The sequence below is a fragment of the Shewanella sp. 10N.286.51.B8 genome (assembly GCF_041469325.1).
Taxonomy (GTDB): Bacteria; Pseudomonadota; Gammaproteobacteria; order Enterobacterales; family Shewanellaceae; genus Shewanella.
Map to the genome: position 1 here is coordinate 1 of NZ_JBFRKG010000052.1, position 25,660 is coordinate 25,660.

Annotated in this window: 17 protein-coding genes, 1 other RNA gene and 1 pseudogene; 10 read left to right on the forward strand and 9 right to left on the reverse strand. The window is 43.1% G+C overall.

Annotated features, from left to right (window positions below):
* Positions 1-137: 137 nt before the first annotated feature.
* Together ssrS and zapA are read right to left on the reverse strand one after the other, a co-directional pair.
* Positions 138-320: non-coding RNA, 6S RNA (ssrS, locus tag AB4160_RS17635), on the reverse strand.
* Positions 321-381: 61 nt separating this feature from the next.
* Entirely contained in the window at positions 382-690 is a 309-nt protein-coding gene (gene zapA, locus AB4160_RS17640) for a cell division protein ZapA (RefSeq protein ID WP_076539654.1), read from the reverse strand.
* A gap of 569 nt (positions 691-1,259) precedes the next feature.
* Here zapA and AB4160_RS17645 point away from each other — a divergent pair.
* From AB4160_RS17645 to AB4160_RS17680, 8 genes are all read left to right on the forward strand, one after another.
* A complete protein-coding gene (locus AB4160_RS17645; RefSeq protein WP_102435706.1) occupies positions 1,260-1,835 on the forward strand; it encodes a UPF0149 family protein in 576 nt (191 codons plus the stop codon).
* A gap of 290 nt (positions 1,836-2,125) precedes the next feature.
* Positions 2,126-3,361, forward strand: coding sequence for a 2-octaprenyl-6-methoxyphenyl hydroxylase (ubiH, locus tag AB4160_RS17650; RefSeq protein ID WP_372005747.1), 1,236 nt, complete (start codon positions 2,126-2,128; stop codon positions 3,359-3,361).
* A 58-nt stretch (positions 3,362-3,419) separates the two neighbouring features.
* Positions 3,420-4,631, forward strand: a complete 1,212-nt coding sequence (locus AB4160_RS17655; protein ID WP_372005710.1) for an FAD-dependent oxidoreductase — start codon at positions 3,420-3,422, stop codon at positions 4,629-4,631.
* Positions 4,632-4,860: 229 nt separating this feature from the next.
* Entirely contained in the window at positions 4,861-5,955 is a 1,095-nt protein-coding gene (gene gcvT / locus AB4160_RS17660) for a glycine cleavage system aminomethyltransferase GcvT (RefSeq protein ID WP_372005712.1), read from the forward strand.
* Positions 5,956-6,082: 127 nt separating this feature from the next.
* Positions 6,083-6,472: a glycine cleavage system protein GcvH gene (gcvH, locus tag AB4160_RS17665; RefSeq protein WP_076539644.1), complete on the forward strand. Its 390-nt coding sequence runs from the start codon at positions 6,083-6,085 to the stop codon at positions 6,470-6,472.
* A 175-nt stretch (positions 6,473-6,647) separates the two neighbouring features.
* Positions 6,648-9,551 carry an aminomethyl-transferring glycine dehydrogenase gene (gcvP, locus tag AB4160_RS17670; protein WP_372005714.1) on the forward strand — a complete coding sequence of 968 codons (2,904 nt, stop codon included), beginning with the start codon at positions 6,648-6,650 and terminating at the stop codon, positions 9,549-9,551.
* Positions 9,552-9,915: 364 nt separating this feature from the next.
* The gene (locus AB4160_RS17675; protein ID WP_372005749.1) at positions 9,916-10,893 is read left to right on the forward strand and encodes a transposase; all 978 of its coding nucleotides are present in this window, start codon (positions 9,916-9,918) and stop codon (positions 10,891-10,893) included.
* Between the two features lie 475 nt (positions 10,894-11,368).
* On the forward strand, positions 11,369-12,172 hold the full coding sequence (locus AB4160_RS17680) for a helix-turn-helix transcriptional regulator (protein ID WP_372001761.1): 804 nt from the start codon (positions 11,369-11,371) through the stop codon (positions 12,170-12,172).
* A 51-nt stretch (positions 12,173-12,223) separates the two neighbouring features.
* Here the strand turns inward: AB4160_RS17680 and AB4160_RS17685 are convergent, their stop codons facing one another.
* The 3 genes from AB4160_RS17685 to AB4160_RS17695 form a co-directional block, all read right to left on the reverse strand.
* Positions 12,224-13,789, reverse strand: a complete 1,566-nt coding sequence (locus AB4160_RS17685) for a hypothetical protein (RefSeq protein WP_372005716.1) — start codon at positions 13,787-13,789, stop codon at positions 12,224-12,226.
* 325 nt (positions 13,790-14,114) lie between these two features.
* On the reverse strand, positions 14,115-16,304 hold the full coding sequence (locus tag AB4160_RS17690; protein ID WP_372005719.1) for a malate synthase G: 2,190 nt from the start codon (positions 16,302-16,304) through the stop codon (positions 14,115-14,117).
* A gap of 217 nt (positions 16,305-16,521) precedes the next feature.
* The gene (locus AB4160_RS17695; RefSeq protein WP_102435682.1) at positions 16,522-17,472 is read right to left on the reverse strand and encodes a LysR family transcriptional regulator; all 951 of its coding nucleotides are present in this window, start codon (positions 17,470-17,472) and stop codon (positions 16,522-16,524) included.
* Positions 17,473-17,582: 110 nt separating this feature from the next.
* Here AB4160_RS17695 and AB4160_RS17700 point away from each other — a divergent pair, with 110 nt between their 5' ends.
* On the forward strand, positions 17,583-19,163 hold the full coding sequence (locus AB4160_RS17700; RefSeq protein WP_372005721.1) for an isocitrate lyase: 1,581 nt from the start codon (positions 17,583-17,585) through the stop codon (positions 19,161-19,163).
* 148 nt (positions 19,164-19,311) lie between these two features.
* Here the strand turns inward: AB4160_RS17700 and AB4160_RS17705 are convergent, their stop codons facing one another.
* The 4 genes and pseudogenes from AB4160_RS17705 to AB4160_RS17720 form a co-directional block, all read right to left on the reverse strand.
* Positions 19,312-20,238 carry a GGDEF domain-containing protein gene (locus tag AB4160_RS17705; RefSeq protein WP_372005724.1) on the reverse strand — a complete coding sequence of 309 codons (927 nt, stop codon included), beginning with the start codon at positions 20,236-20,238 and terminating at the stop codon, positions 19,312-19,314.
* A complete protein-coding gene (locus tag AB4160_RS17710; RefSeq protein ID WP_102476666.1) occupies positions 20,238-21,305 on the reverse strand; it encodes a B12-binding domain-containing protein in 1,068 nt (355 codons plus the stop codon). Before AB4160_RS17710 ends, AB4160_RS17705 begins: the two co-directional genes overlap by 1 nt.
* Positions 21,306-21,779: 474 nt before the next feature.
* Positions 21,780-22,754 carry a methylenetetrahydrofolate reductase gene (locus AB4160_RS17715; RefSeq protein WP_102520870.1) on the reverse strand — a complete coding sequence of 325 codons (975 nt, stop codon included), beginning with the start codon at positions 22,752-22,754 and terminating at the stop codon, positions 21,780-21,782.
* 240 nt (positions 22,755-22,994) lie between these two features.
* A pseudogene (locus tag AB4160_RS17720) lies at positions 22,995-23,132 on the reverse strand (type IV pilin protein); the annotation flags it as partial.
* Positions 23,133-23,370: 238 nt separating this feature from the next.
* Between AB4160_RS17720 and AB4160_RS17725 the strand changes: the two are divergent.
* Positions 23,371-25,404 (forward strand): TonB-dependent copper receptor, encoded by a 2,034-nt coding sequence (locus tag AB4160_RS17725; protein ID WP_303445499.1) that lies wholly within the window; start codon positions 23,371-23,373, stop codon positions 25,402-25,404.
* The last annotated feature ends 256 nt before the right edge of the window (positions 25,405-25,660 follow it).

The window sequence follows — 25,660 nt, forward strand, 5'->3', positions numbered from 1 at the left end:
TGGATGGTTAAGGGCTTGGATGGTTAAGGGCTTGGATGGTTAATTGCTTGGATGATTAAGGGCTTGGCGGGTGAGTAGCTAAGCGCTAATTTTGGCCATAAAAAAACCACCATTGAGGTGGTTTGTTTTAAATTAAATTGCTCCCCAGAATACCGACCGTCGGTGCAGCCCTTGAACCGTAGGTTCAAGGCGGGAAAATGTTCATATCCTAAGGTTTCTCGATACGAGCCGAGCATACGCAATGTCAATGAAAGCATTCACCCTGGGTTTGTAAATATCGGCACAGGGACATAACCTACAAGCGAATATCCCAGGGAGCAAAACAGGGTTGAACCAGGTACCGTTAGCCATTACTAGCGGCAGTACATAATTCTAAAATTGTTAACCTTTCTTGGTGGTTCGTTCAAGCAACGAGTTTTCTAACGTTGATTGTAATAACGAGATACGCTCATCCATTTGCGCCATATACTGCTGATTTTTTTGCTGCTCTTCATACAACTCATGACCAATATTTAACGCGGCCATAATGGCTAATTCTTCGCGACTCAAATTGTTGGTACGTGTTTTTAATGTAGAAAGCTGCTGCTCGACACCCTTGGCAATCGCACGCAAAGCATCCTCTTGTCCCTTAGGACAATTAATCGAGTAGGTGCGCCCTAACAGGGAGATATCAATAGCACTATTACTCATGCTTCGCTGAAGATCCTTATTTGTCGAAAAATAAAAATTGTAGCAGGTTAACGACTTACCTCGCGATAACGCCTTAGCATTACGCTTTTACCACAGTTGATAACGGTATTAGTCTATTTGCGGACTATATAGCGCTACTATTAAAAGTGCAAGGTAACTCGCCGCCTTTACGATTATTTGCTTGTTGTCTGAGCATAATTAATCTTAAAACATAATTATGGCTAAACTCTCTACACGTTCCCTACACGTCAGGCAGGATAACTCGTTAAGCGCCTAGCTCAAGGCTAATACAAGCCGTCATTGCAATAGGCGTTACAATCGTCATTTCTATTTTTACAAATTAATGGCATCGAACAGTTTACCGTTTAAGAATACTCGCTTTGGTGCAAAACGCTTAGTTGATTGCGTTATAGACAAGACAGTTTATATCAGCTTTAGCTTTATAGCGGCGGGGTTAGTGAAGCTTTGGTCAATTTGCTATTATACTTAGCAAATCGCAATGAACAATTTGGTGGCAGTTATTAACTCTGCTAGCATTGCATCTGATCGAATATAACTGGAACAATATCATGGCAACCCCTCCTTCTTTATGTATTGAAAAACTAAAACAAGCGTTAGATTCAGCTGAAATTGGTCAGCATCCTGTTGAGGTGCATGGCGCATTAGTTGGTTTAATTTGTGGTGGGGTAGATCAAGCAAAATTAGCTTGGCAAAAGCCATTACTTGAATTGATGAATGACGGTCAAGCAGTCAGCACTGAACTGCAACAACTTATTAATGAATTATTCCAAGACACAGCGACTCGCTTAAGCGATGCTGAATTTGGTTTTACGCCGTTATTACCAGAAGAAGAAGAGCTACTCAGCTTGCGCTTAGAGTGCTTAGCCCTATGGGTACAAAGCTACTTAACCGCTATTGCGCTTATTCAGCCAAAGCTTAACGGCGCATCAACTGATGTGCGCGAAATTATCCAAGATTTAGGCGCTATTGCTCAAGTGGAATTTGATGTCAGCGATGATGATGAATCAGAAGCTGCATTTATCGAGTTGCACGAGTTTGTCAGAATGGCGGCTATTTTATGTTACTCAGAGTTTGGCCCTGAAATGCCATTAGATGAAGAATCCCCATTAGCGCCGCTGCACTAATTAGAATGTAGCTTTCGCCTTGGGCCGTGTTGGCTCGGGGTGAAAAGTCCTCTGGCATCACAGATACTTGAGCTCAGCCAGAACACGAACCAGAGCTGAACTAGCTACATGGCCAATAGCAATACCATCATAACAATATTCAATTCATATCATAATTAACAAAAACAATAAGAACAGGCTTTATGACTGAGTTAAACGCGAAGACAGATAGCAAACAGGCAAGTGCCCAATTACCACAGCCACCACAACAGCCACCACAACAGGTGGATATCACTATTGTTGGCGGCGCTATGGCTGGTGCCAGTTTAGCGCTGGGTTTAGCAAAATTATCAGAAAAATTATCCGCTAAACATGCAGGTCTTTTAAATCGTCCTTTATCTATCGCCTTAATTGAAGCGCAAAAAACTGATGATAATCACCCAGGGTTTGACTCGCGTTCAATCGCCATTGCCCATGGCTCAGTATTTGAGTTAACTCAGTTAGGGATCTGGCCAAGTATCGCCAGCCTTGGCAGCGATATTGAAAATATTCATATCTCAGATCGCGGTCACTTTGGCATGACCGAGCTTAACGCTGAGCAATTTGGCCTGCCATCAATGGGGCAAGTGGTTGAGCTAGCGAAAGTCGGTAAAGTCTTGTTTGATCAACTTCAACAAGCGGATATTAAATTGCACTGCCCAGCAAGCCTAACTCAGCTTGAAACCGATATGGATGGTCACACGATAACCCTTGATAACGGCCAGCAAATTCGCAGCAAGTTGTTAGTGGCTGCAGATGGTGCTCACTCCAAAGTGCGCCAAGCGTTAAAACAAGATGTGACTCAAGTTGAATTTGAACAAGTGGCGCTGGTGGCCAATGTCCAAACTGATAAACCTCACAATAGTTGGGCCTATGAGCGTTTCACTGATACTGGCCCATTAGCCTTATTACCCATGGCGCCAATAAATGGTAAAACTCGGCTGTCATTAGTGTGGGCGCTAGATGCTGAGCAAGCCCAGCAGTTTAAACACTGTGACAAAGCCGACTTTTTAGCCGCGTTGCAACAGGCTTTTGGCAATCGCGCCGGGCGCTTTACTGATGTCGGCTTACGGGTCAGTTATCCATTAATCTTATCTTACATGCCAAGACCGATTTATCATCGCACTGTGTTTATTGGCAATGCGGCGCAAACTTTACATCCCATTGCAGGTCAAGGCTTTAACCTAGGTCTACGTGATGTGGTTGGATTAATTGATGCTGTCGAAACAAGTATTGAAACCAGCATTAAAAGCAGTATTGATACAAGTATTGATGCTGGCATTGAAAGTTTAGATCTTGGCCACAGCTCGCTTATTCATCATTATCTTGCATCAAGACAGCAAGATAGAATGGCCACCATCAACAATGTTGAGTTTTTAGTGCGTGGCTTCTCAAATCAGTATTGGCCGCTAGTGGCTGGGCGCAGTTTAGGGTTAAGATTATTGTCATGGTGTCCGCCGCTTAAAGCGCCGATTGCCCATAAAGCCATGGGCTGGAAAAGCGTCTAAAGATTGCAAGTGCAGTAATAAAGCATCTCAGTAAACCGATTGAAGATTAAGGATTAACATGTTTCAAACTCAGACCTATGATGTAGCCATAGTTGGCGGTGGTATGGTTGGCTTGGCAACGGCAATCGGTTTAGCCGAGGCAAACTTAAACGTTGTGGTGATTGATGCGGGCCAAACAGAGGCTGTGTCAGGTGAGCCACGCCTTCGAGTGAGTGCCATTAACAAAGCCAGTGAGCGACTACTTACCAACTTAGGTGCTTGGCAGTACATTGATAGCGCCCGCGCTACCCCATATTCAAAAATGGCGGTGTGGGACAAAGACGGTTTAGGTAAAATTGCCTTTGATGCCGCCAGCATTAGCGAGCCATCCCTTGGGGCGATTATCGAAAACCAAGCCATCAGCTTTGCCTTAGCAAAACGCGCCGCTGAACTCTCGGACATCACCCACCTAGAAGGTCAGCGACTAGAGCGCATCGCCTTTGGTGAGCGTGAATCATGGCTTACCCTAGATAACGGCGACAACTTAAGCGCCGCCCTAGTGATTGCCGCTGACGGCGCCAATTCTTGGGTGCGTAGCCAATGCCAAATCCCATTAACCTTTTGGGATTATGGTCATCACGCCATTGTCGCCACTATTCGCACCAGTGAGCCCCACGATGCTACCGCCCGCCAAGTGTTTTTAGCCGATGGCCCATTAGCTTTATTGCCATTGTATGAAGACAATTTATGCTCAATCGTGTGGTCAGTATCGCCCCAGCAAGCAAAAGAATTATTAGCGCTATCAAGTGATGAGTTTTCAAAAGCCTTAACCGCAGCATCAGATGGTCGTTTAGGCATTTGTGAACTGGTCAGCTCGCGCCAATCGCACCCATTACGGATGCGTTATGCCCGTCATTTTGCCCGTCATCGTTTGATTTTAGCCGGTGACGCCGCCCATACAATCCATCCGTTAGCAGGTCAGGGGGTTAACTTAGGCTTTTTAGATGCGGCCAGTATTATCGAAACCGTTAGCGAGTTACATGAAGCGGGTAAAGATCTCGGTGATTACGCCAACCTTCGCGCCCTTGAGCGCTGGCGAAAAGCTGATGCCATTGAAATGATTAGCGCAATGGAAGGGTTTAAAAGACTATTTTCCGGTAGCAATCCAGTTAAAAAAGCCTTTAGAGATCTGGGTTTAAACCTAGTTGATAATGTCGCAGGACTAAAAACAGTGTTCATCAAACAGGCTATAGGCAATAAAGTGAAACTTCCTAAGCTTTGTCGAGATTAAATTTTTTAGCTAATTCGGCCTAAAAATCCTTATATATCAGGGGATGGGCCGAGTTGGCGTAAATAAAGATATTAAAACGCCTATAGTCGCATTAGCTAAACTAATGACAAAGTCTCAGATTAGAAAATTTCCTACTATACAAAATTAACCCTGTGGGTATAATTTTGGCGCATTTATAAAATACCTTCATTAGTTTTACCCTCAGAAGGTTCATAAAAAAGAGATAATAATGGCTAATAAAACTGTACTCTTTAACAAGCACTTAGAATCAAATGGCAAGATGGTAGACTTCCACGGTTGGGACATGCCACTTAACTACGGTTCACAAATCGAAGAACATAACGCTGTGCGTCAAAACGCAGGTATGTTCGATGTATCACACATGACAGTGGTTGATGTGACGGGTACCGATGCTTGTGCATTTCTACGCAAATTATTAGCAAATGATATTGCTAAGCTTAAAGTTGCTGGCAAGGCGCTATACAGCGGCATGTTAGATGACAATGCTGGCGTCATTGACGACCTTATCACTTATTATCTTAGCGATACCCATTACCGCGTTGTGGTTAACTCAGCAACTCGGGTAAAAGATTTAGCATGGATGGAAAAACAATCTGCAGGCTTTGAGGTGACGATTACTGAGCGCCCTGAACTGGCGATGATTGCCGTTCAAGGCCCTAACGCTAAAGCCAAAGCCGCCACTGTATTCAGCGCTGAGCAAAACGCCGCCGTTGAAGGCATGAAGCCATTCTTTGGCGTGCAAGCAGGTTCACTGTTTATTGCTACCACGGGTTACACCGGTGAAGTTGGCTACGAAATTATCGTACCTGAAGCAGAGGCTGAAAACTTATGGCAAGCACTACTCGAAGCAGGCGTACAGCCTTGTGGACTAGGCGCACGTGACACCCTGCGTTTAGAAGCAGGCATGAACCTTTATGGTTTAGATATGGATGAAACCGTTAACCCATTAGCCGCTAACATGGGCTGGACTATCGCATGGGAACCAAGCGAGCGCGACTTTATTGGCCGCGAAGCATTAACGGCTATTAAAGCCGCTGGACCTGACAAATTAGTTGGCCTAGTCATGGAACAAAAAGGCGTACTGCGTCACGGCATGCCAGTATTCTTTACTGATGCAGACGGCCTAGAGCACCAAGGCTCAATTACTAGCGGCACATTCTCGCCAACCTTAGGCTACTCAATTGCCATGGCAAGAGTACCCCAAGGCATTAGCGATACCGCTGAAGTGGAAATGCGTAAAAAGCGCGTAGCTGTTAAAGTAATAGCGCCAAGCTTTGTCAGAAATGGTAAACAGGCATTCTAACCAAAGTGTTATAAATGCTTGTATTGAAGTCACTGAATAATAAAAGTGTTGCTAATGAGGTTGTTAGCCAGCACTTAAATAACACTAACGATTACGCTTTAAATTTATAGATATAGGAATTACGACAATGAGCAACATTCCAGCTGAACTTAAATATGCATCATCTCATGAGTGGATCCGCAAAGAAGAAGACGGCACTTACACTGTCGGTATCACTGAGCATGCACAAGAGCTATTAGGTGACATGGTATTCGTTGAATTACCAGAAGTTGGCGACACAGTGACAGCCGGTGAAGATTGCGCCGTAGCTGAATCAGTAAAAGCTGCATCAGACATCTATGCACCGATTTCAGGTGAAGTAATTGCCGTAAACGAAGCATTAGAAGACTCACCAGAGCTAGTAAACAGCGAAGCATTTGGCGAAGGTTGGTTCTTCCGAGTTCAGCCTTCAGACGAAGCTGAAGTGGCTAACTTGTTAGACGCTGACGGTTACCAAGAAGTGATTGACGAAGAATAATCGTCGACGCTACTAGAAGCTCCCTTGGGAGCTTCTTTTGTTTTACCTTTAAATATTTAAAGGCATTAGCGATCCTTACGTCCCGCGTATAAGTATTGCATTACAACATTTTTTTCCTAGACCAGCTATTGATGCCCTACCGCAAAATACTGGCAGATTTGGAACACGATTTCTCATGACAAAGCAGACCCTAACTCAATTAGAGCAACACGAATTGTTTTTAAGCCGTCATATCGGCCCAAGCCAAACTCAACAGCAAGAAATGTTGAATTTTGTTGGCGCAGAATCGCTCGAAGACTTAACCGCACAAACAGTGCCTGGTTCAATTCGTTTACCGCAAGAATTGACCATTGGTGATTCATGTGGCGAAGCAGAAGGCACCGCTTACATCCGCGGCATAGCTGACAAAAACAAAGTCTTTAAAAGCTATATCGGTATGGGCTACTACGGTACAGAAGTACCCAATGTCATTTTACGAAACGTGTTTGAAAATCCGGGTTGGTATACAGCGTACACCCCGTACCAGCCAGAAATCGCCCAAGGCCGTTTAGAAGCCATTCTTAACTTCCAACAAGTGTCTATGGACTTAACTGGACTTGATCTCGCCTCAGCATCATTACTTGATGAAGCAACCGCCGCCGCTGAAGCAATGGCCATGGCCAAGCGCGTATCAAAAGCCAAAAAAGCCAACATCTTTTTCGTGGCAGACGACGTATTCCCACAAACATTAGACGTAGTGCAAACTCGCGCAGAATGCTTTGGTTTTGAAGTTATCGTTGGCCCAGCAAGCGAAGCCGCAAACTACGAGCTATTCGGCGCATTATTCCAGTACACTAACCGTTTTGGTGAAATCACCGACAACACTGAACTGTTCGCTAAGCTTGCTGAAAAGAAAGCGATTGTGACTGTTGCTGCTGACATCATGTCACTGGTACTGCTTAAGTCACCGGGTTCAATGGGCGCAGATATCGTATTTGGTAGCGCTCAGCGTTTTGGCGTACCAATGGGCTACGGCGGACCACATGCGGCATTCTTCGTTGCACGTGATGCACACAAACGTTCAATGCCAGGTCGTATTATTGGCGTATCAAAAGATACCCGCGGTAATAAAGCCCTGCGTATGGCGATGCAAACTCGTGAGCAACATATCCGCCGCGAAAAAGCCAACTCAAACATTTGTACTGCGCAAATCTTATTAGCCAATATGGCGTCGTTTTACGCGGTATTCCACGGCGCCGTTGGCCTTAAAAATATCGCCAGCCGTATTAACCGTTTAACAGACATCTTAGCCGTCGGCCTAAAAGCCAAAGGCGTTGAGTTAGTTAACAGCACTTGGTTTGACACCCTTTCATTATCAGGCCTTGATGTTGATGCGGTTAACGCACGTGCATTATCTGCTGAAATGAACCTACGTATCGACCACGACGGTATCGTCGGCATCAGCCTTGACGAAACCACCACCCGTGACGATATCGCTCAGTTATTTGATGTCATCTTAGGTGCTGACCACGGTCTAGATGTAGCAACACTCGATGCTGAAATCATTGGCGGCGCTGCTTTTGGCGAAGGCGAGGGATCAATTCCTGCTCATCTCATCCGTCACGACAAGATATTGTCTCACCCAACATTTAGTAGCTACCAAAGCGAAACTGAAATGATGCGTTACATCAAGCGTCTTGAGAATAAAGATTTAGCCTTAAATCACTCAATGATTTCGCTGGGTTCTTGCACCATGAAGTTAAACGCCGCCGTTGAAATGCTACCGGTAAGCTGGCCTGAATTTGCCAACATGCACCCATTCTGCCCGCTTGAACAAGCCCAAGGTTACACTCAGTTAATTAACGAATTGTCAGATTTTCTCGTTAACATTACGGGCTACGACGAAGTGTGTATTCAGCCAAACTCTGGCGCGCAGGGCGAGTACGCTGGCCTGTTAGCGATTAAGAAATATCACGAGTCACGCAGCGAAGGGCACAGAGACATCTGTTTAATCCCCCAATCTGCTCACGGTACTAACCCCGCTTCTGCCCAGCTTGCTGGCATGAAAGTAGTCGTTACAGCCTGTGATAAAGACGGTAACGTTGATTTAGAAGACTTAAAAGCGAAAGCGGCAGAGCTTGCTGATAACTTATCGTGCATTATGATCACCTACCCATCGACCCACGGTGTGTATGAAGAATCAATCAGCGAAATCTGTGAAATCGTTCATCAACATGGCGGTCAAGTTTACCTTGATGGCGCTAACATGAACGCACAAGTAGGTCTTACATCACCGGGCTTTATCGGCGCTGATGTATCACACCTTAACCTACACAAAACCTTTGCTATTCCACATGGCGGCGGCGGACCAGGAATGGGCCCAATCGGCATTAAAAAGCATTTAGCGCCGTTTGTTGCAGGCCATAAAGTTGTCAAACCAGGCCGCGAAAGCGACCATAATGGCGCAGTATCAGCCGCGCCATACGGCAGTGCTAGCATCCTACCTATTAGCTGGATGTACATTAAGCTGTTAGGCACAAAAGGGGTTAAGCAATCAACCCAAATGGCGCTACTTAACGCTAACTATGTGATGAAGAAGCTGTCGGCCCATTACCCAGTATTATTTACTGGCCGTAATGATCGCGTAGCCCACGAGTGCATTATCGATTTGCGTCCACTTAAAGAAGCATCTGGCGTCACTGAGATGGACATTGCTAAGCGTCTAAATGACTACGGCTTCCACGCCCCAACCATGAGCTTCCCTGTAGCAGGTACTTTAATGATTGAGCCAACAGAGTCAGAGTCAAAAGTAGAGCTAGACCGTTTCGTTGAAGCCATGATAGCAATCCGCAATGAAGTGGCTAAAGTCGAGTCAGGCGAATGGCCACAAGACAACAACCCACTGCACAATGCGCCACATACCATGGCAGACATTATGGACCCAGCGTTTGATTCACGTCCTTACAGCCGTGAAGAAGCCGTGTTCCCATCAGCAGCGGTTAAGGCGAATAAGTTTTGGCCAACGGTTAACCGTATTGATGATGTGTATGGGGATCGTAACCTAATGTGTAGTTGCGTGCCTATTAGCGACTACGAATAATTGCTGCTTGGGCTTGATAATACGGCGTCTGCCGACACTTTTAGCTACTCATTGACACCAGTCAACTCCGTGGCTAAAAGCATCGGCTTCCTTGTCTTATCATCGCCAGCGACGCAATTATGGTGTTGTTGGGTTGGTAGGAATTTGAAGCATTAAAAAAGCGACCTTAGGGTCGCTTTTTTTGTTTTGGGAACCTAATAAGTCAAATATATTAGATGTGGGCTGGTTAATTTTATTAAAGTGTTGATATTGTTTGAATCTTACTTGTTATTTATACAATAATAACATGGCCACCCACTCCAAGTGGCTAAATTATCAACACTGAACTAGGCTTTAGTTATTGCTTAATAATCGGTGATTGATGATGGCCAGACCTAGGGAAACACTCGTGAGCTTAGAAGATACGCCTTACTACCACTGCTGTTCTAGAGTGGTGCGTAAAGCCTTTCTATGTGGTTTTGATGCAAGTTCTGGTGATAACTATGAGCATCGCCGCGAGTGGGTCGATTCTCGTATCTTGGCGCTTGCGACGATTTTTGCTATTGATATTTGTGCTTATGCGGTGATGAGTAATCATTTACATGTGGTGCTAAAAGTGGATATCGATACCGCCAAAAAATGGTCTGATAAAGAAGTGCTTATCCAATGGCATAAAGGCTTTAAAGGCACATTGCTGACCAATAAGTTTGTTAAAGGTGAAGCGCTTAATGAATTTGAGTTACAGGCTGTGAATGACTGTATCACTCAATATCGCCTACGCTTGACTGATATCAGTTGGTTTATGCGCTCACTGTGTGAACCTATTGCCCGAATGGCCAATAAAGAAGATAACTGCACTAGTCGATTTTGGGAAGGGCGCTTTAAATCCCAAGCATTATTAGATGAAGCTGCAGTACTTGCGTGCATGGCCTATGTGGACTTAAACCCTATCCGCGCCAAGATGACTACAGCCCCTGAAAGCTCCGATTACACCAGCATTCAGCGCCGGATCAACTCAGCCATGAAAGGTGAGCAACCCGCGGAGTTACTGCCTTTTGTGGGCAATGAACGTATGGATATGCCTAATGGTTTGATGTTTAGCGTCAAAGATTACATTGTGCTGGTTGAAGATACAGGGCGGATTATTCGTGATGACAAACGCGGTGCCATAAGCGCGAGTAGCCAGGATATTCTCAATAGATTGAATATTCCTGCTGAAAACTGGTTAAAAATCACTACTGAGTTTGGTGCATTATTTAAAGGAGCTGTAGGGGCGTTACCTGCATTAACTGAATATTGTGAACATCTAGAGCGCAAGCGGCGACAAGGTGCAGCTAACTGTCAGCGATGGTTGTGCGCTTAATAAATCATTTCTTAATTTCAAGTAAAAGTATTCCCCACTTGATTGATATCAAGCTTTTCTGCTGGATTGAATTTAGTTTATGACTTAATTTTGGCGATTAATTATGAAATTTTCAGTCCTTTGGCAGGGTTCATCCCTTCAGTAAATGATTGTTGGTGTTAGCAACTCAAAATGAAAGGCGTTATGTTATAACTTCAAAATAATGGGTGGCTATGTATTTGTTTCAAATCTTGCTCATGCAATAGACTCGCAAAGCCAACGACTACTCAATCAGGTGAGTTCACTTGCGAGCATACCAAAAGGTCGTTATGTTATTGATTGATAATGGGTGGCTTGGATTTTGATTTTGTAAGCTGCTGTATTCATTATCTTCGGTCTTAACCCGTTTTTTTGATCTTAATCAACTTACCTTCTGCGAGCTTTGTTAAGTTAACGTTAACATTTAAAATATTTGATAGCTTTGCAAGGAGGCTTTATGAATTGGGATCTGTTTTCCAATTGGCAATATCAATTAATCGAAAACATATCTACAACAGGGGTTAAAGGCGAAGACTTTAGCTATCTATCAGAAACGTTACAGGCCGATGCAACCAGCATTACGATTATTGATAGCTGCTTAAAGCGACTACACACTTGGTCAGCAGAAATATCAGAAAAAGACATTCAGTTTTACCAGCAACATTGGCGACACGATGTTTTTTTTAATGCTTATCTAAAAAAAGGCTTGATAAACAGTTCGCAGATAATGGAGAAACTGATCAAGCCCGATCAACTTCCGGATGAAGTCAGCTGTGAGAGTTTATTACCCTATGTTCACTATCGCTCGACTCTAAGCTTACTGGTGACTGTTAACCAACACTTATACTTATTGTTTACAGCTCATTCGCTTAATGAAGTATTTAGTGGAGGCACTCGGCGATTACATGAGAAACTAGGCCACTCTATGCAGCCATGGGTGAGCGCCTTTCATGCTCACCAACTAGCGAATATCGAGCAAGATAAAGCCTTGTGTCGTTGTCAGGAACACTTTCCAATCCCTGTTAAACAACGTCCTGTTAAGCTCACTCCAGCAGAATACCAAGTTTTAACCCTATTAATTTGCGGTCACTCAGGTTCGGATATCGCAGGTATACGCCAAGTCAGCAAAGAAACCATAAAGAGCCAGATTAAAAGTGTTCTACACAAAACAGGATCTAAACATCAGAATCAGCTGTTATGGCGCTATAACCATAATCAACTATTGGTCACCATTGGCTTTAACAGTGGGCAAATAAGATAAAAAAAGCCTGCTTCACTCTGCAGGCTTAGTACTATTTCAACAGTAACAGCATTATGGTTTAATTTGCTTAATCGCAATCGCATAAGCTGAGAATTGATTATCTCCTTCCGCCCACTGAGAGACGACGACCATCAGGTCTTTATCTTGGTTCATCAGCCAGTTATCTTCTTCACCTACAAATCGACCATCAACTAACTGCATCTGCATAGATTGCTCTGTTAACGTCTCATCTTCAGAAGTCGCCACATGACTCCAAGTAGCAAGCCCATCAGCATCAATATCCAATTCAACAATCCAATAGCCAAAGCCATCGGCATTCATGCTGCCATCATCAGGCATCTGAAGGTTATAAAGACGCCAAAATCCCTCTAAGTCAGCAAGAGATGGTTCGATATTGGCCTTTAGCAATACTGACATATTTTGACGGGTATCTTTATAGCTATGGCGTAAAATGACATCTTTACCACGCGACAGGTAAGTGACAGCAGATTCGTCGTCATCCTCGATAGTGATCTTGCCTAGCTCATCCATCGCAAACTGAACCGTTTCAACTTCTGATTCCGCTTGTTTGTTCCCCACTGTCAACTCGGTAATATCAGCTTTACCTTGCGCATCAACCACGACCTTATCGAGCCAAACACCAAACTCATTCTGATTGAAGTTAGCACTTACAGGCGTTTCTATTCCGGTTCCCCACCACATACCTTCAAGGTCGCTTAACTGCTGATCCCCGGCTAACTTGATTGAAAGCCCAAGCTCCTGCTCATTATCTTCGGTAAAGTAGTTGGCTATCTTATCTTTTTGACTGCTTAATCCCATATCAAGATTTTCAACTTCAGCAAAGCTCAACATCCCTGTATTGCTAAGGTCGGCTTTAAAAGTATCCGTGTCTAATTCACCATCACTTTTGACTTTGGCAACCATAGTGACATTAGCCTCAGCATCGACACTCCATTCCTCAACAGCATAACTAAAGGCATCTTGAGAGTAAGTACCAGCAACAGGGGTGGTAAAGAACACCGTATGCCACTGCCCAGTTAAATCTGTCAATTGATAAGCACGACTCTGACCAAAATGAGCCAATGCATCATCAGCATCAACCAATTCTTCTGCTGTCCCTCCTGATGTGACAAGTGCTTGCTCTGCCTGCTCATCGAAGTTGTCGGCAGTGGGATCTATTTCGTGACCCGCTAAAGTTACATGGATATCTTCTGCCAACTGAATACCGTTGTCGGGATCATTATCTGTATCAAGCGACTGCAGTAATCGCAGGGTATTAATTACCCCGGTATGATTGGCTGATTCCGTTTGATAAAGATCCATCGGTGTGACTTCAGCCTGCCCCATAACACTCGGGAAGCGTGTCGCCCCAATATAGAACTCTACAGCCTCTCCCTCGTTATAACTAAACTGTCCTTGAGCGTCGGTTACCCCACTGTGATCTGTTGTCTCATAGCCGATGCCTGCCACAGGACTATCAGAAAAGATCCCCGTCAACACGGTTGGTTGGGGCTCTGGAGTTGGTGGCGTGGTAGAACTATCACTACCACAACCATTAAGTGCTAATACACCCGCAACAGCCAAGGCCGATACGCTAAGCTTGATAAAGTTTTTCATTATTCTCTCCTTTCTATTGGCCTAAGTTCAGCATGCGATATGGGAGTCACAGAGGCATCCCCCGTTGGGGGGATAACTCAAAAGAGGTTTATGTTCTAAAACAAAAACTGTACTGGTTGAAGATATTGAACAATGCGGCCACCTACTCCAAGTGGCTGAATATCTGACACTGTCCTAGGCTTTCACTAAGTGGGTGCCGTTAAGGTGAGCGTAGGCTTAATCTCATCCCCCAACTTGAACATTCAAAAAAGCCCTAATCTTTGCAAGATCAGGGCTTATTGATTGAGTGACTACATAAACACAGAGCCAGTATTAACGCTAAAGATTAACCTGCTTTAGCTTGGATCCTGTATGCATGTAACAAAGGCTCTGTATAACCAGAAGGTTGCGATTTACCTTTAAATATAAGGTCGCAAGCCGCTTTAAAGGCTATGCCGTCAAAATTAGGGGCCATATTAATGTACAGTGGATCGCCTGCATTTTGAGCATCTACCACTGCAGCCATTTTTTTCAGTGCCGCCATCACTTCTTCTGCACTGCATAAGCCATGTTCAAGCCAATTAGCTAAGTATTGCGACGAGATCCGCAAAGTCGCTCTGTCTTCCATTAAACCTACATTATTAATATCAGGTACTTTCGAGCAACCGACGCCTTGGTCAATCCAGCGCACCACATAGCCCAGTATACCCTGAGCATTATTTTCTAGCTCAAAGGTAATTTGTTGCTGGGTTAATGTTGTCGTGTCATCAAGCAATGGAATCGTCAACAAGTCATCGATGCTAGCACGCTTACGATGCTTAAGTTGCTGTTGAACTTCCGCCACATTTATTTGATGATAATGGATAGAATGCAGTACGGCACCATTGGGCGATGGTACCCAAGCCGTGTTTGCCCCCGCTTTTGGGTGAGCCACTTTTTGTTCTAGCATGGCAGCCATTTCATCTGGCATCGGCCACATACCCTTACCAATCTGAGAGCGACCTTGTAAGCCACATTCAAGTCCAATATCGACATTCCAGTCTTCATAAGCCTTAATCCATTTTTGCTGCTTCATCACAGATTTGGGGACAAAGGCGCCCGCTAACATTGAGGTATGGAGTTCGTCACCGGTACGGTCAAGAAAGCCGGTATTAATAAAGACAACGCGCTGTTGCGCGACCCTGATACACTCTTTTAAGTTGAGTGTGGTTCTGCGCTCTTCATCCATAATGCCGACTTTAATGGTATTACGGGGGAGGTTGAGTGCATCTTCTATCTTGGTAAATAAGTTACAAGTAAATTGCACTTCTTCTGGGCCATGCATTTTAGGTTTGACAATATTCACCGATCCTTTGCGGCTATTACTGCGACCATTATTGTTACCTTTAAGGTCATGCATAGCGGCAAGCACAGTGATCATGCCATCCAATATTCCTTCTGGTACTTCATTGCCATGTTTATCTAGTACGGCATCAATCGTCATCAAGTGGCCAACATTACGTACAAAGAGTAAGCTTCTGCCGGGTAACGTTACGGTGTTAGCGTCTGTACTAGCATTAACATTAGCAGCGGTATAAACCCTATCATCATTAAGCTCTCTAAGGATTTGTTTACCATTTTTAGTCAGTGAGGCAGCTAAGTTACCTTGCATCAAACCTAACCAATTGCGATAAACTTCAACTTTGTCTTCAGCATCAACCGTCGCAACAGAGTCTTCGCAATCCATAATGGTGGTAACAGCGGCTTCAACTAACAAGTCTTTTACGCCAGCACTATCGCTGCTGCCAATAACACTGTCTGGATCAATTTGGATCTCAATATGCAAACCATTATTAACCAGCAAAATCGCACTGGGCGCATCTGCACTACCTTGGTAACCGACACACTTTTGTGCTTGGGTTAAGCTTGTGATTGTGCCATCAGTTAACTGCATACGTAGTTGGCCTGCATCAATATAATACCGCGTTACATCAGCATGGCTGCCTTGCACTAATGGGGCTGCGGTATCTAAGTGATGTTTTGCAAATGCGATAACTTTATTGCCCCTTATGGGGTTGTACTGTTTGGTCAGCTCGGCGCCGTCTTGTTGTGATATGGCATCAGTACCATATAGCGCATCATATAAACTGCCCCAACGTGCATTGGCGGCGTTAAGGGCAAAACGTGCATTTTTTACTGGCACAACTAATTGTGGCCCAGCTTGCGCTGCAATTTCATGATCGACATTTTCAGTGCTAATTTGAAAATCGTCACCCTCAGGCACTAGGTAGCCGATTTCGGATAGAAAAGCTTTGTATTGGTCTGGGTTAACGTCTTTAGCTGGGTGCTTTGTATGCCATTGATCAATTTGTTGCTGCAATTGCTGCCTTTTTTCTAACAAGGCCACATTAATGGGAGCAAATTCGGTAATGATGTCCTCAAATTTTGCCCAGAAAGTTGCTGAATCAATGCCTGTACCTGGACAAATGTCACTATCGACCAGTTGCCACAATGCTTGTGCTACTTGTAATCCACCTACTTGAATACGTGCTGTCATGTTTATCCCTACCTTTAATTCCTGTGCGCTGAACTTAAAAACCACTCAAATCTATTATTAATCGTTAATTCGCAGCAAGACTTTACTCTATATCAAATTAAGCTTATTTATCCAATTTATACTTGTTATCACCAATATTCATCAAATCTATGGTAAATCACCCTTTTTTGGTTAATTTGCAACGTATCAGTAATTAAAAATCAAAATAACAACAAGATTAAACGTCGCCTCTATTTATTTCATCTGCCGTTTTAGTGATTAATTGGCGCATCCATTGATGTGCTGGATTATGTTGAAGCAAGGGGCTCCAAGCCATAGTTAATGCAATGGGTGGAATAATAAATGGCGGCGGAACAATACTCACCCGATCATTATTGTTGTGATGACGAGCCATCTTACTTGGTATGGTTGCGATCAAATCCTGTTGCTCAGCCAACAAACACGCGGCTTGGTAATGGCGAGTAAAAACCGTGATTTGCCGTTTTACGCCAATTCGAGTTAATGCTTCATCCACCCAACCTAAGCGCTGAACATCAGCAGGATCCATCCCTACACCAACGCCCATTCCGGTTTTACTCACCCACACGTGTTTGGCTTGCAAATAACTGTCTAAAGAAAACTTGTGTAAAACTGGATTCGTCTTACTAATCAAGCAGCTGAAGTCGTCATTCCACAAAACTTTCTGGTGAAATGATTGCGGAATAGTGTCGAATCGATTGATCACCATATCGACTCTTCCTTGTTCTACATCAGGGAAACTGACATCACTTGGGGTCATGATGTCTAAAATAATGTTGGGTGCTTGAGTCCGAAGTTTTGCAATTAGCGGAGGTAGTAAGGTCGCTTCAGCATAATCACTAGCCATGACTCGAAAGACTTTGTCACTTTCTTGTGGGTCAAATTTGGCGCGAGGCTGTACGGCTTTTTCTAGCCCGATAATCAAGGTACTGATTATGGGTTGCAACTCTTTAGCACGTTCTGTCGGCGTCATGCCCTGACTGGTGCGAATAAGTAAGGGATCATCAAACAAGGTTCTTAAGCGTTTTAGGCCGTTACTCATTGCAGGCTGGCTAATACCAAGTTGGTCAGCTGCTTTAGTTACATTTCTTTCACGTAGCAAAACATCTAAATAAACAAGGAGGTTCAAGTCGATACGAGATACATTCATAAGATGAATACCGAAAATAGTAAGTATAAATTAGACTTATTTAACCAAATCTAACTATTATTTTCAACGTAATCATTTGCCGCTAATCAATTTGTTAAAGGAATATACACATGACTAACTATAGAAGTAATATCGATGAAGCTGCTACCTTGATTAATTCAGAAGGTAGTGCATGGAATGCCATCAACCCAGAGTCAGTCGCTCGTATGCGTCTACAGAACCGCTTTAAAACTGGGTTAGACATCGCAAAGTACACTGCTAAGATTATGCGTGAAGACATGGATAACTACGATAAAGATTCATCGCAGTACACTCAGTCTCTAGGTTGCTGGCATGGTTTTATTGGCCAACAAAAAATGATCTCTATTAAAAAGCATCTTTTAACCACCAAACGTCGTTACTTATACCTTTCAGGTTGGATGGTTGCAGCACTGCGCAGTGAGTTTGGTCCATTACCTGACCAATCAATGCATGAAAAGACCTCTGTCGCTGCGTTAATTAAAGAGCTATACACTTTTCTACGTCAAGCTGACGCACGTGAATTGGGTGGCCTGTTCAGCCAATTAGATAATGCCAGCGAGTCAGAAAAAGCGGCGATTCAAGACAAAATTAATAACTTCGAAACCCATGTTGTACCGATTATTGCTGATATTGACGCAGGTTTTGGTAACGAAGAAGCCACTTACTTGATGGCAAAGCAGATGATTGAAGCCGGTGCTTGTTGTATTCAATTAGAAAACCAAGTGTCTGATGTTAAACAGTGTGGCCACCAAGACGGTAAAGTGACCGTGCCCCATGTTGAATTTCTAGCGAAAATTAATGCGGTTCGTTATGCCTTTTTAGAATTGGGTATTGATGACGGTGTGATTGTTGCCCGTACCGATTCACTAGGTGCTGGTCTAACACAAAAAATTGCCGTAACCAATGAAGCTGGTGACTTAGGTGATAAATACAATAGTTTCCTTGAAGTGGAAGCGGTTGATGCTGCCAAACTGAACAACGGTGATGTGGTATTCCAGCAAGATGGCAAACTCGTTAAGCCTGCTCGCTTGCCAAATGGTTTGTTCCAGTTTAGAGCGGGTACTGGTGAAGAACGTTGTGTACTTGATTGTATTACTTCACTGCAAAATGGCGCTGACTTATTGTGGATTGAGACTGAAAAGCCTCATGTGTCTCAAATCGGCGGCATGGTTAACGAAATCCGTAAGGTGATACCTAACGCTAAACTTGTGTATAACAACTCACCATCGTTTAACTGGACACTTAACTTCCGTCAGCAAGTATTTGATGCAATGCAAGCAGCAGGACAAGACGTTTCAGCTTACAACCGCGATCAATTGATGAGTGTTGATTACGATACAACTGAGCTTGCTATTCAAGCTGATGAAAAAATTCGTACTTTCCAAGCTGATGCTGCACGTGAAGCGGGTATTTTCCATCACCTTATCACGCTACCAACTTATCATACCGCAGCACTATCAACTGATAACTTGGCTAAAGAGTACTTCGGTGACCAAGGCATGTTGGGTTATGTTGCTAATGTTCAACGTAAGGAAATCCGTCAAGGTATTGCCTGTGTTAAACACCAAAACATGGCAGGTTCTGATATGGGTGATGCACATAAAGAGTACTTCTCTGGTGACCAAGCGCTTAAAGCGTCAGGTAAAGACAACACAATGAACCAGTTTTAACGACTCGTTTTACAAACGATAGCAAGTGTTAAACTCGCTATCGTTTACACCAAAAAGCCTGAAGTATCGCTTCAGGCTTTTTTTATATTTTAATTTCCCGAACTAAATCACTTGGGTCTGTCTCTGAAAATAACATGGGCAGCCATGATTAATGGCTTGTTGCCGTTTCAGGGCTTAAGGCAATGTATTTATTTCTGCCACTGTTTTTCGCCATGTAACATGCATCATCTGCTCGTTTAATCAGTTTGTTAATATCTTCGTTTTTATCCCACTGGGCAATGCCGATTGAAAGGGTATTTACTCTGTCCAGTGATGCAATTTTGAGCGCTCTGCAATTTTCTAGGATACGGTTAGCCAATATGAACGAATCGGTTAACGATTGCCCTGTAAGGACAACGACAAACTCTTCTCCTCCAAAGCGAGAAATAATATCTTCAAGTCTAAGGGTCTTTTTAAGCATACTTGCTATCGCCACAAGTAGTATATCTCCGATATTATGCCCCCAATTATCATTAACCGATTTGAAAAAATCTAAATCAATAAAGAACAGGGTTACCTCCATATTTTGTCGTTTGGCTGACGACAACCTGGGATTCATGATGTCAAAAAATGCTCGTCGGTTTAGCAAGGATGTCAGTGGGTCTTCACGTGCAATTCTTTCTATGTCTTTTTGGGCTTTAATAAGTTGCCGTTTTTCGCGACGAAGCTGAAAATTGAGTTGCGCCATTAGATTACTAAGACTGCTTATTTCTTCAATTAGCTTTTCATCTTTTAGCTCCAACATTTCAGCAATACAATAGAACGAGGACTCCATTTTACGAAACGAACATAAAAGCCCTTCACCTTTTGTGGTTTTAAGTAGTTGCGGATCTGAGTCAAGGTCTTTTATTTGTGTCACTCGAGGGGCACCGGCAAAAAAGTCATGCCAATTGTTTGTTTCAGATAGAAAAATAGCAAACAGTAAGTGAAAGCCCCGGTTGTGACTGATTAATGTGCCATCGTAAGCAAACTCAGCGATAGCCAATACGTGCGAATTTTCTGCGATATCTATTGCAAGTTCACTGGGGATATTCATTAAGCTAACCAGGTGTTGAGCTTTTGAATCGCTTCTTTGTAATCGCTGGTGATGAAATCGGCTTTAAGCACTTCTTGCGGTTCATGGAAAAAAGACAGCGCCTGACCGCCTACAATGGTTTTAATATGTGGGTATAAGGCGTCGATTTCTTGGAGGATCTCTCGAGCCTTTTTGATATTGTAAGGCATGGTAACGCTGATGATTACGGCTTTAGGTGACTCATTTGTAATATAATCAAGAATGGCATCTTTAGGTGCGTCGGCACCAAGATAGGTTGTATCCCATTCATTTGCTTCTAACGCTGTGGCAACCATCCATGAGCCAATTTGGTGTTGTTCAGATGCCGCGCAAGTTACCAATATCTTTGGTTTAGTTATTTCTGGAAGGTCTAGGTGCATTAGCAGCCCAGTGAGCACACGATTGGTAATGGCTGTGGCTAAATGTTCGGTGGATACTGATACGTCACCATTTTGCCAAAGCAAACCTATTTGATAGAGAGCGGGCTGAGCCTCATTATTAAAAAAACGCTCAAAGTCTTCCCATGTAGTGACTTTATTGAATGCATAGCTGTAGGCGTTACGGTGATCACCTGTAATAATATAGTGGAGAAAGGGGTTATCCATTGCAATAAACTCTTCTTCTCGGTTGCCTTTTATTAGGCTACAGCACTCATCATGGGCCCTAAGCATCCAATCGTATATTTGCACTAATTGTGCAGCCTCAATTGGTGGAATTGTCTTTAAAATCAATTGCTGCCATTTTTCTAGTTCTTCTTTAAAGTAGAGAAATGGCACCCCTTGAGAATGATAAGCCTGATAGACCCAGGGAAGTGCTTTCACTAAAGCGGTTCCATCACGGGATTCAATAACCTGGGAGATAAACCCAAGGTGGTTGCGGTGATTATTGATTAATAAGTCCAGCGAATTGCCATTTAAAAAACGACTTTGCTCGGGCTTTGAAATCCAGCGATTAATTTCTACCAGCATTTCTTCACCGAATTGACAATATGCATTAATGGCATTGTCAGTCACTGTGGCAAGTAGTGTATTGAGTTTTTGGCTATCCATAGTTAGTCCTCAATTGAACAGATACAAATTGAACTTATGCGCGAGGTTAAAAGTCGACAAAACCTAATGCTATTATAGTCATAATAAAGCTCATTGCTGGTTTTTTTTGAAGCAAAAGTAGTAAAAAATTAGGCAAGTTTAAGTGATGACTGTGCCTTTGTTTGAAATGCGTTGATGAGATAACTGAGGGCCTTTAGCGCTGTTGGTTAATGCTTCGACTTAGCAAGCACCTTGCTGACTTATAGGCTAACACTTGACCTTTAACCATTACTGCTAATTTACAGTTATCCCCCCATATTTAATTCAACAATAACTGATATTATTGGTTTTTTTCAATATTTAATTGTGGTTTATGTGATTTTTTAGAGTCAATATAAGCGCTTATGGCTAAGCCATTTGTTACTGGCGCTTGACGCTGAAAGCTTGCCTTATGGCGGCTATTAACACCATAGGGCAAGATTTTATCGCTGAGGACTATTTATTTAGCACAAATTGATCAATTTGATTTTGGGCTAAGGCTTGATCCATGGTGCCCTTTAGCAGTTTGTACATCAAAATCGAGGCATCAATCTCAGTTTTACGGTTAGTTAAACTTTCAATATTCAGCCCTAATGGGATATTAAGCGGTATAACAGCAGCCAAAATTTGCAGCAGGTTACTGTGATTAATCTTAATTGACTCATACAGAGGATCTTCTGCCGACAAAATACGCTGGCTGGTAGCTTCGGGTACCGACACACCTAACCAGTTGATAAACTCCAGAGTTTTAGCACTGCCGCAAGGTGAAAATGTCAGGATGATGCGATTAGGCTTGATATTGTTTAACGCACATTCTTTGGCGTAGCTGGTTAACATATCAATGGTTGCTTGGGCGTTATACACCGCCTGAGTGATGTAGTATTCACAGCCTTGGTTTGATTTACCTAACAGGCGAATATGTTCATTTTTTTTACTTAAATGGCGCTCTGCAATGGCCACGCCACCCAGGTAGAACGCTTGAGAGTGCGCCGCTAATACGCGGTAAGCGTCATTTAATGGTAATGAACTTGCAACCTGAGTCGATGGCGATCCCACTAATACCAAGTCTCTGACATTATTTTGATACCAAGCGCGGGACAACCACTCACTAAAGCCCTGTTCATCAAGACCGGCAACGCTCTTATAAGCAATAACTGGCTTGCCTGACTTTTGATTGATTAGCTGAGCGTAAGTACCAGAATCATGAGTGGCTTTAAAGGGAAAAGGCCTTGGGGTATCAATGCGGCTGGTTTCATCCTGAATATCGTAGATGATCAAACCATCAAAGTTTATCTCATCAAGGCGAGCTAACAATTTATCAGCGATAATACTGACCGATTCAAAATCAGTATCGATTTTTGGTGGGGTTGTACCAATAAAATAGATCCCACGGTGATGATCGGATGAACGCTGTTTTAATGATTTTTTCATGTTTAGCCGTCTAGATGGATGTTATCTCCATTGTGTCTTAAATTTTGACCCTTGTTAAGGCCGAAAAAGGGTATTTTTTGAAATAATTAATAACCACTTAAATTAGTCGGCGATAAGTTTTAACTCAGATGATTTTATCTGTCTGTGGGTTTGAATATAGAGCAAGCAGAGTCACATTTTCCCTATTAGTTGTGGTTAATGTACTTGGCTGAGGAGGTGACTTTATTGAGTTATCGCTGCGCCGTTTAATGCCGCAATTCTGGCATCGGTTGATAAATTGATGAATTTAGGTGCGGCAGTAACCGCTAGAATGGCAAGAATAATGATAACGACTACGAGCTCAATTAAGGTAAAACCCTTATTATGGTTAAGCGCCATGGCTCAAAAATCCATTTATTCAGTTTATTATTTGGCAGCGATGTTATTTCAAATGGGCTGCTACCCCTACTTATCTACTTGAATAAAAGGTTTTTTATTTATAAGAGTTTAGTATTTTTGACCTCCCTTTAATTAGCCTGTGACATAGTGTCGCAGTTTGTTGGTTTTAAGTTGAAACCTGTTCTGGTTAATTTATAAATGTCCGCACAAATATTATAGGTTTGTCATAGGACTGTTTATGTACCGCTCTAAATTGATGATTTCTATCGCTGTCGCTTTAGGTTTTTTACCCACTTCCTTCGTTCAAGCCACTGAGGCTAATCCCACAGACACTCAGGCTGTTGAAACCACCCAAGAAAAAAAACACAAGCAGCACTGCGATAATAAAAGCTGTGATGACTACCTTGTGGTGACTGGGGAGTTAATGCGCGATCCTGCCAAAGTTGTCACCGATCCCAAAAAGCCCAGATTACCGCTGCCCGCTTATGACGGTGCAGGTTACTTAAAAACCATCCCCGGTTTTAGTATCGCCAGAAAAGGCGGCGCAGGTGGCGACCCTTCTTTAAGAGGCATGGGCGGTTCACGCATCAGTATTGTTGATGATGGCCAGCATGTTTATGGCACCTGTGGCGGACGTATGGATCCGCCAACAGCTTATATTTATCCAGAAGCCTATGATGCCATTACAGTGATTAAAGGCCCACAAACAGTAAAATATGGCCCAGTAGGTTCCGCAGGGACGGTATTATTTGAAAAAGATCGCCATAGCTTTAGTGAGAAAAGCCTTGAAGGTCGCGCCAGCGTAACCGGTGGCAGTTTTGGCCGTGAAGATTACTTAGTCGAAATAAAAGCAGGTACTGAAACCCATTACATTGATTTTGATGCTAATAAGTCTAAAAGCGATCATTATCAAGACGGTGATGGTACCACCATTCAATCCCTTTATGACCGTAATAATTACAATTTTGCTTTAGGTTGGACCCCCGACGAGTCAACCGTGGTTGAGCTTGCTTATGGCAGCTCAAGCGGTGAGGCTGAGTACGCTGACAGAACCAATAAAGCTCGTGTGATCGATAATGAAAATGTCACCTTTCTGCTGCAAAAGGATGTTGATTTTTACTGGCTGAATAATATTGATTTTCAGTTATATAGTAATGAAAACGATCACGTTATGGATCAGTTTGACCGCGGCGTAAATGCAGGCACTAATGTCAGACGAAAAACCGCAGGTGGTCATTTATGGTTTGATATTTCAGCCAATGAAAAATGGGAAACCATTGTCGGGCTTGACTATATGGACAGTAAGCACAAAGGACGCAGCATCAATCAAGCTGAAGATAATGGCCTAGATGATTTATTAGCAAAACCCTTTATGCAGGACATGGCTTATATCAATACCGGCTTATTTGTTGAATCAAGTTATCAGCTTAACCAAGGTAAAATCTTGACGGGGCTAAGAATGGATCAATGGCAAACCAGTTTATATGTGGCCCAGCAAGGCAGCCGTGATGATGACTTATTCAGTGGCTTTGTTCGCTACGAGTTTGAGACTGATAAAAGCCAATATTATATTGGCGGCGGCCATGCCCAACGTATTCCTGACTATTGGGAGTTCATGAAGGCAGACAATAATGATTTGTCACTTAAGGCATTTGATTTAGATGCTGAAAAAACCACCCAGCTTGATGTTGGCTGGATTTATCAAGACGATATTGAAATATCCACGGCGTTTTATTACGGCAAAGTGGCAGACTACATCTTAATTGATGCTAATACTGCCAAGACCGCAGCTTACAATATTGATGCAACGATTTGGGGCGGCGAATTAGGCCTGCTATATCCATTTACTGATCAATGGTCGGCGCAAACCACCGTCAGTTATAGCCATGGTGAGAATGACACTGACAATACACCACTAGGGCAAATATCCCCTTTAGAGGGTCGTATTTCAGTGAATTATGAAGCTGAAAATTGGACCGCTGGGTTATTTTGGCGGATGGTTGCGGCGCAAGATAGAGTCGCAATTGGTCAAGGTAATATCTCAGGACAAGATCTGGCTGAAAGCAGTGGTTTTGGCACATTGGCCATCAATGGCTCTTGGAAGCATGATGATATTTTAGTGAGTTTTGGTATTGAGAACTTATTTGATATTACCTATGCCGAACATGTTAGTCGCTCTGGAGCGGGTAATGACATTCCTGGTAGTTCACCACTATTTCAAGTTAATGAGCCGGGTCGAACCGCTTGGGTAAAACTTGATTACAATTTTTAATAAAAACCGGCAGGCTTGTTACATTTAATAAGCCTGCATCATTGCCCACTTTGGGTGAAACCTCTGCTTTAATGCCTGATACAGCCGCCGACAAACTTGTCCCTAGCTACAATACATTGCTTTTATTCACATAACCTATGTAAAGCTATGCAAAGTTACCCTTTGGCAGTTTTCTTTATAAAGTGATCTAATTAAAATCAATCACGTAACATCTAAATAATATTAAATCATATTAAATAATAATAAACGAAAATGG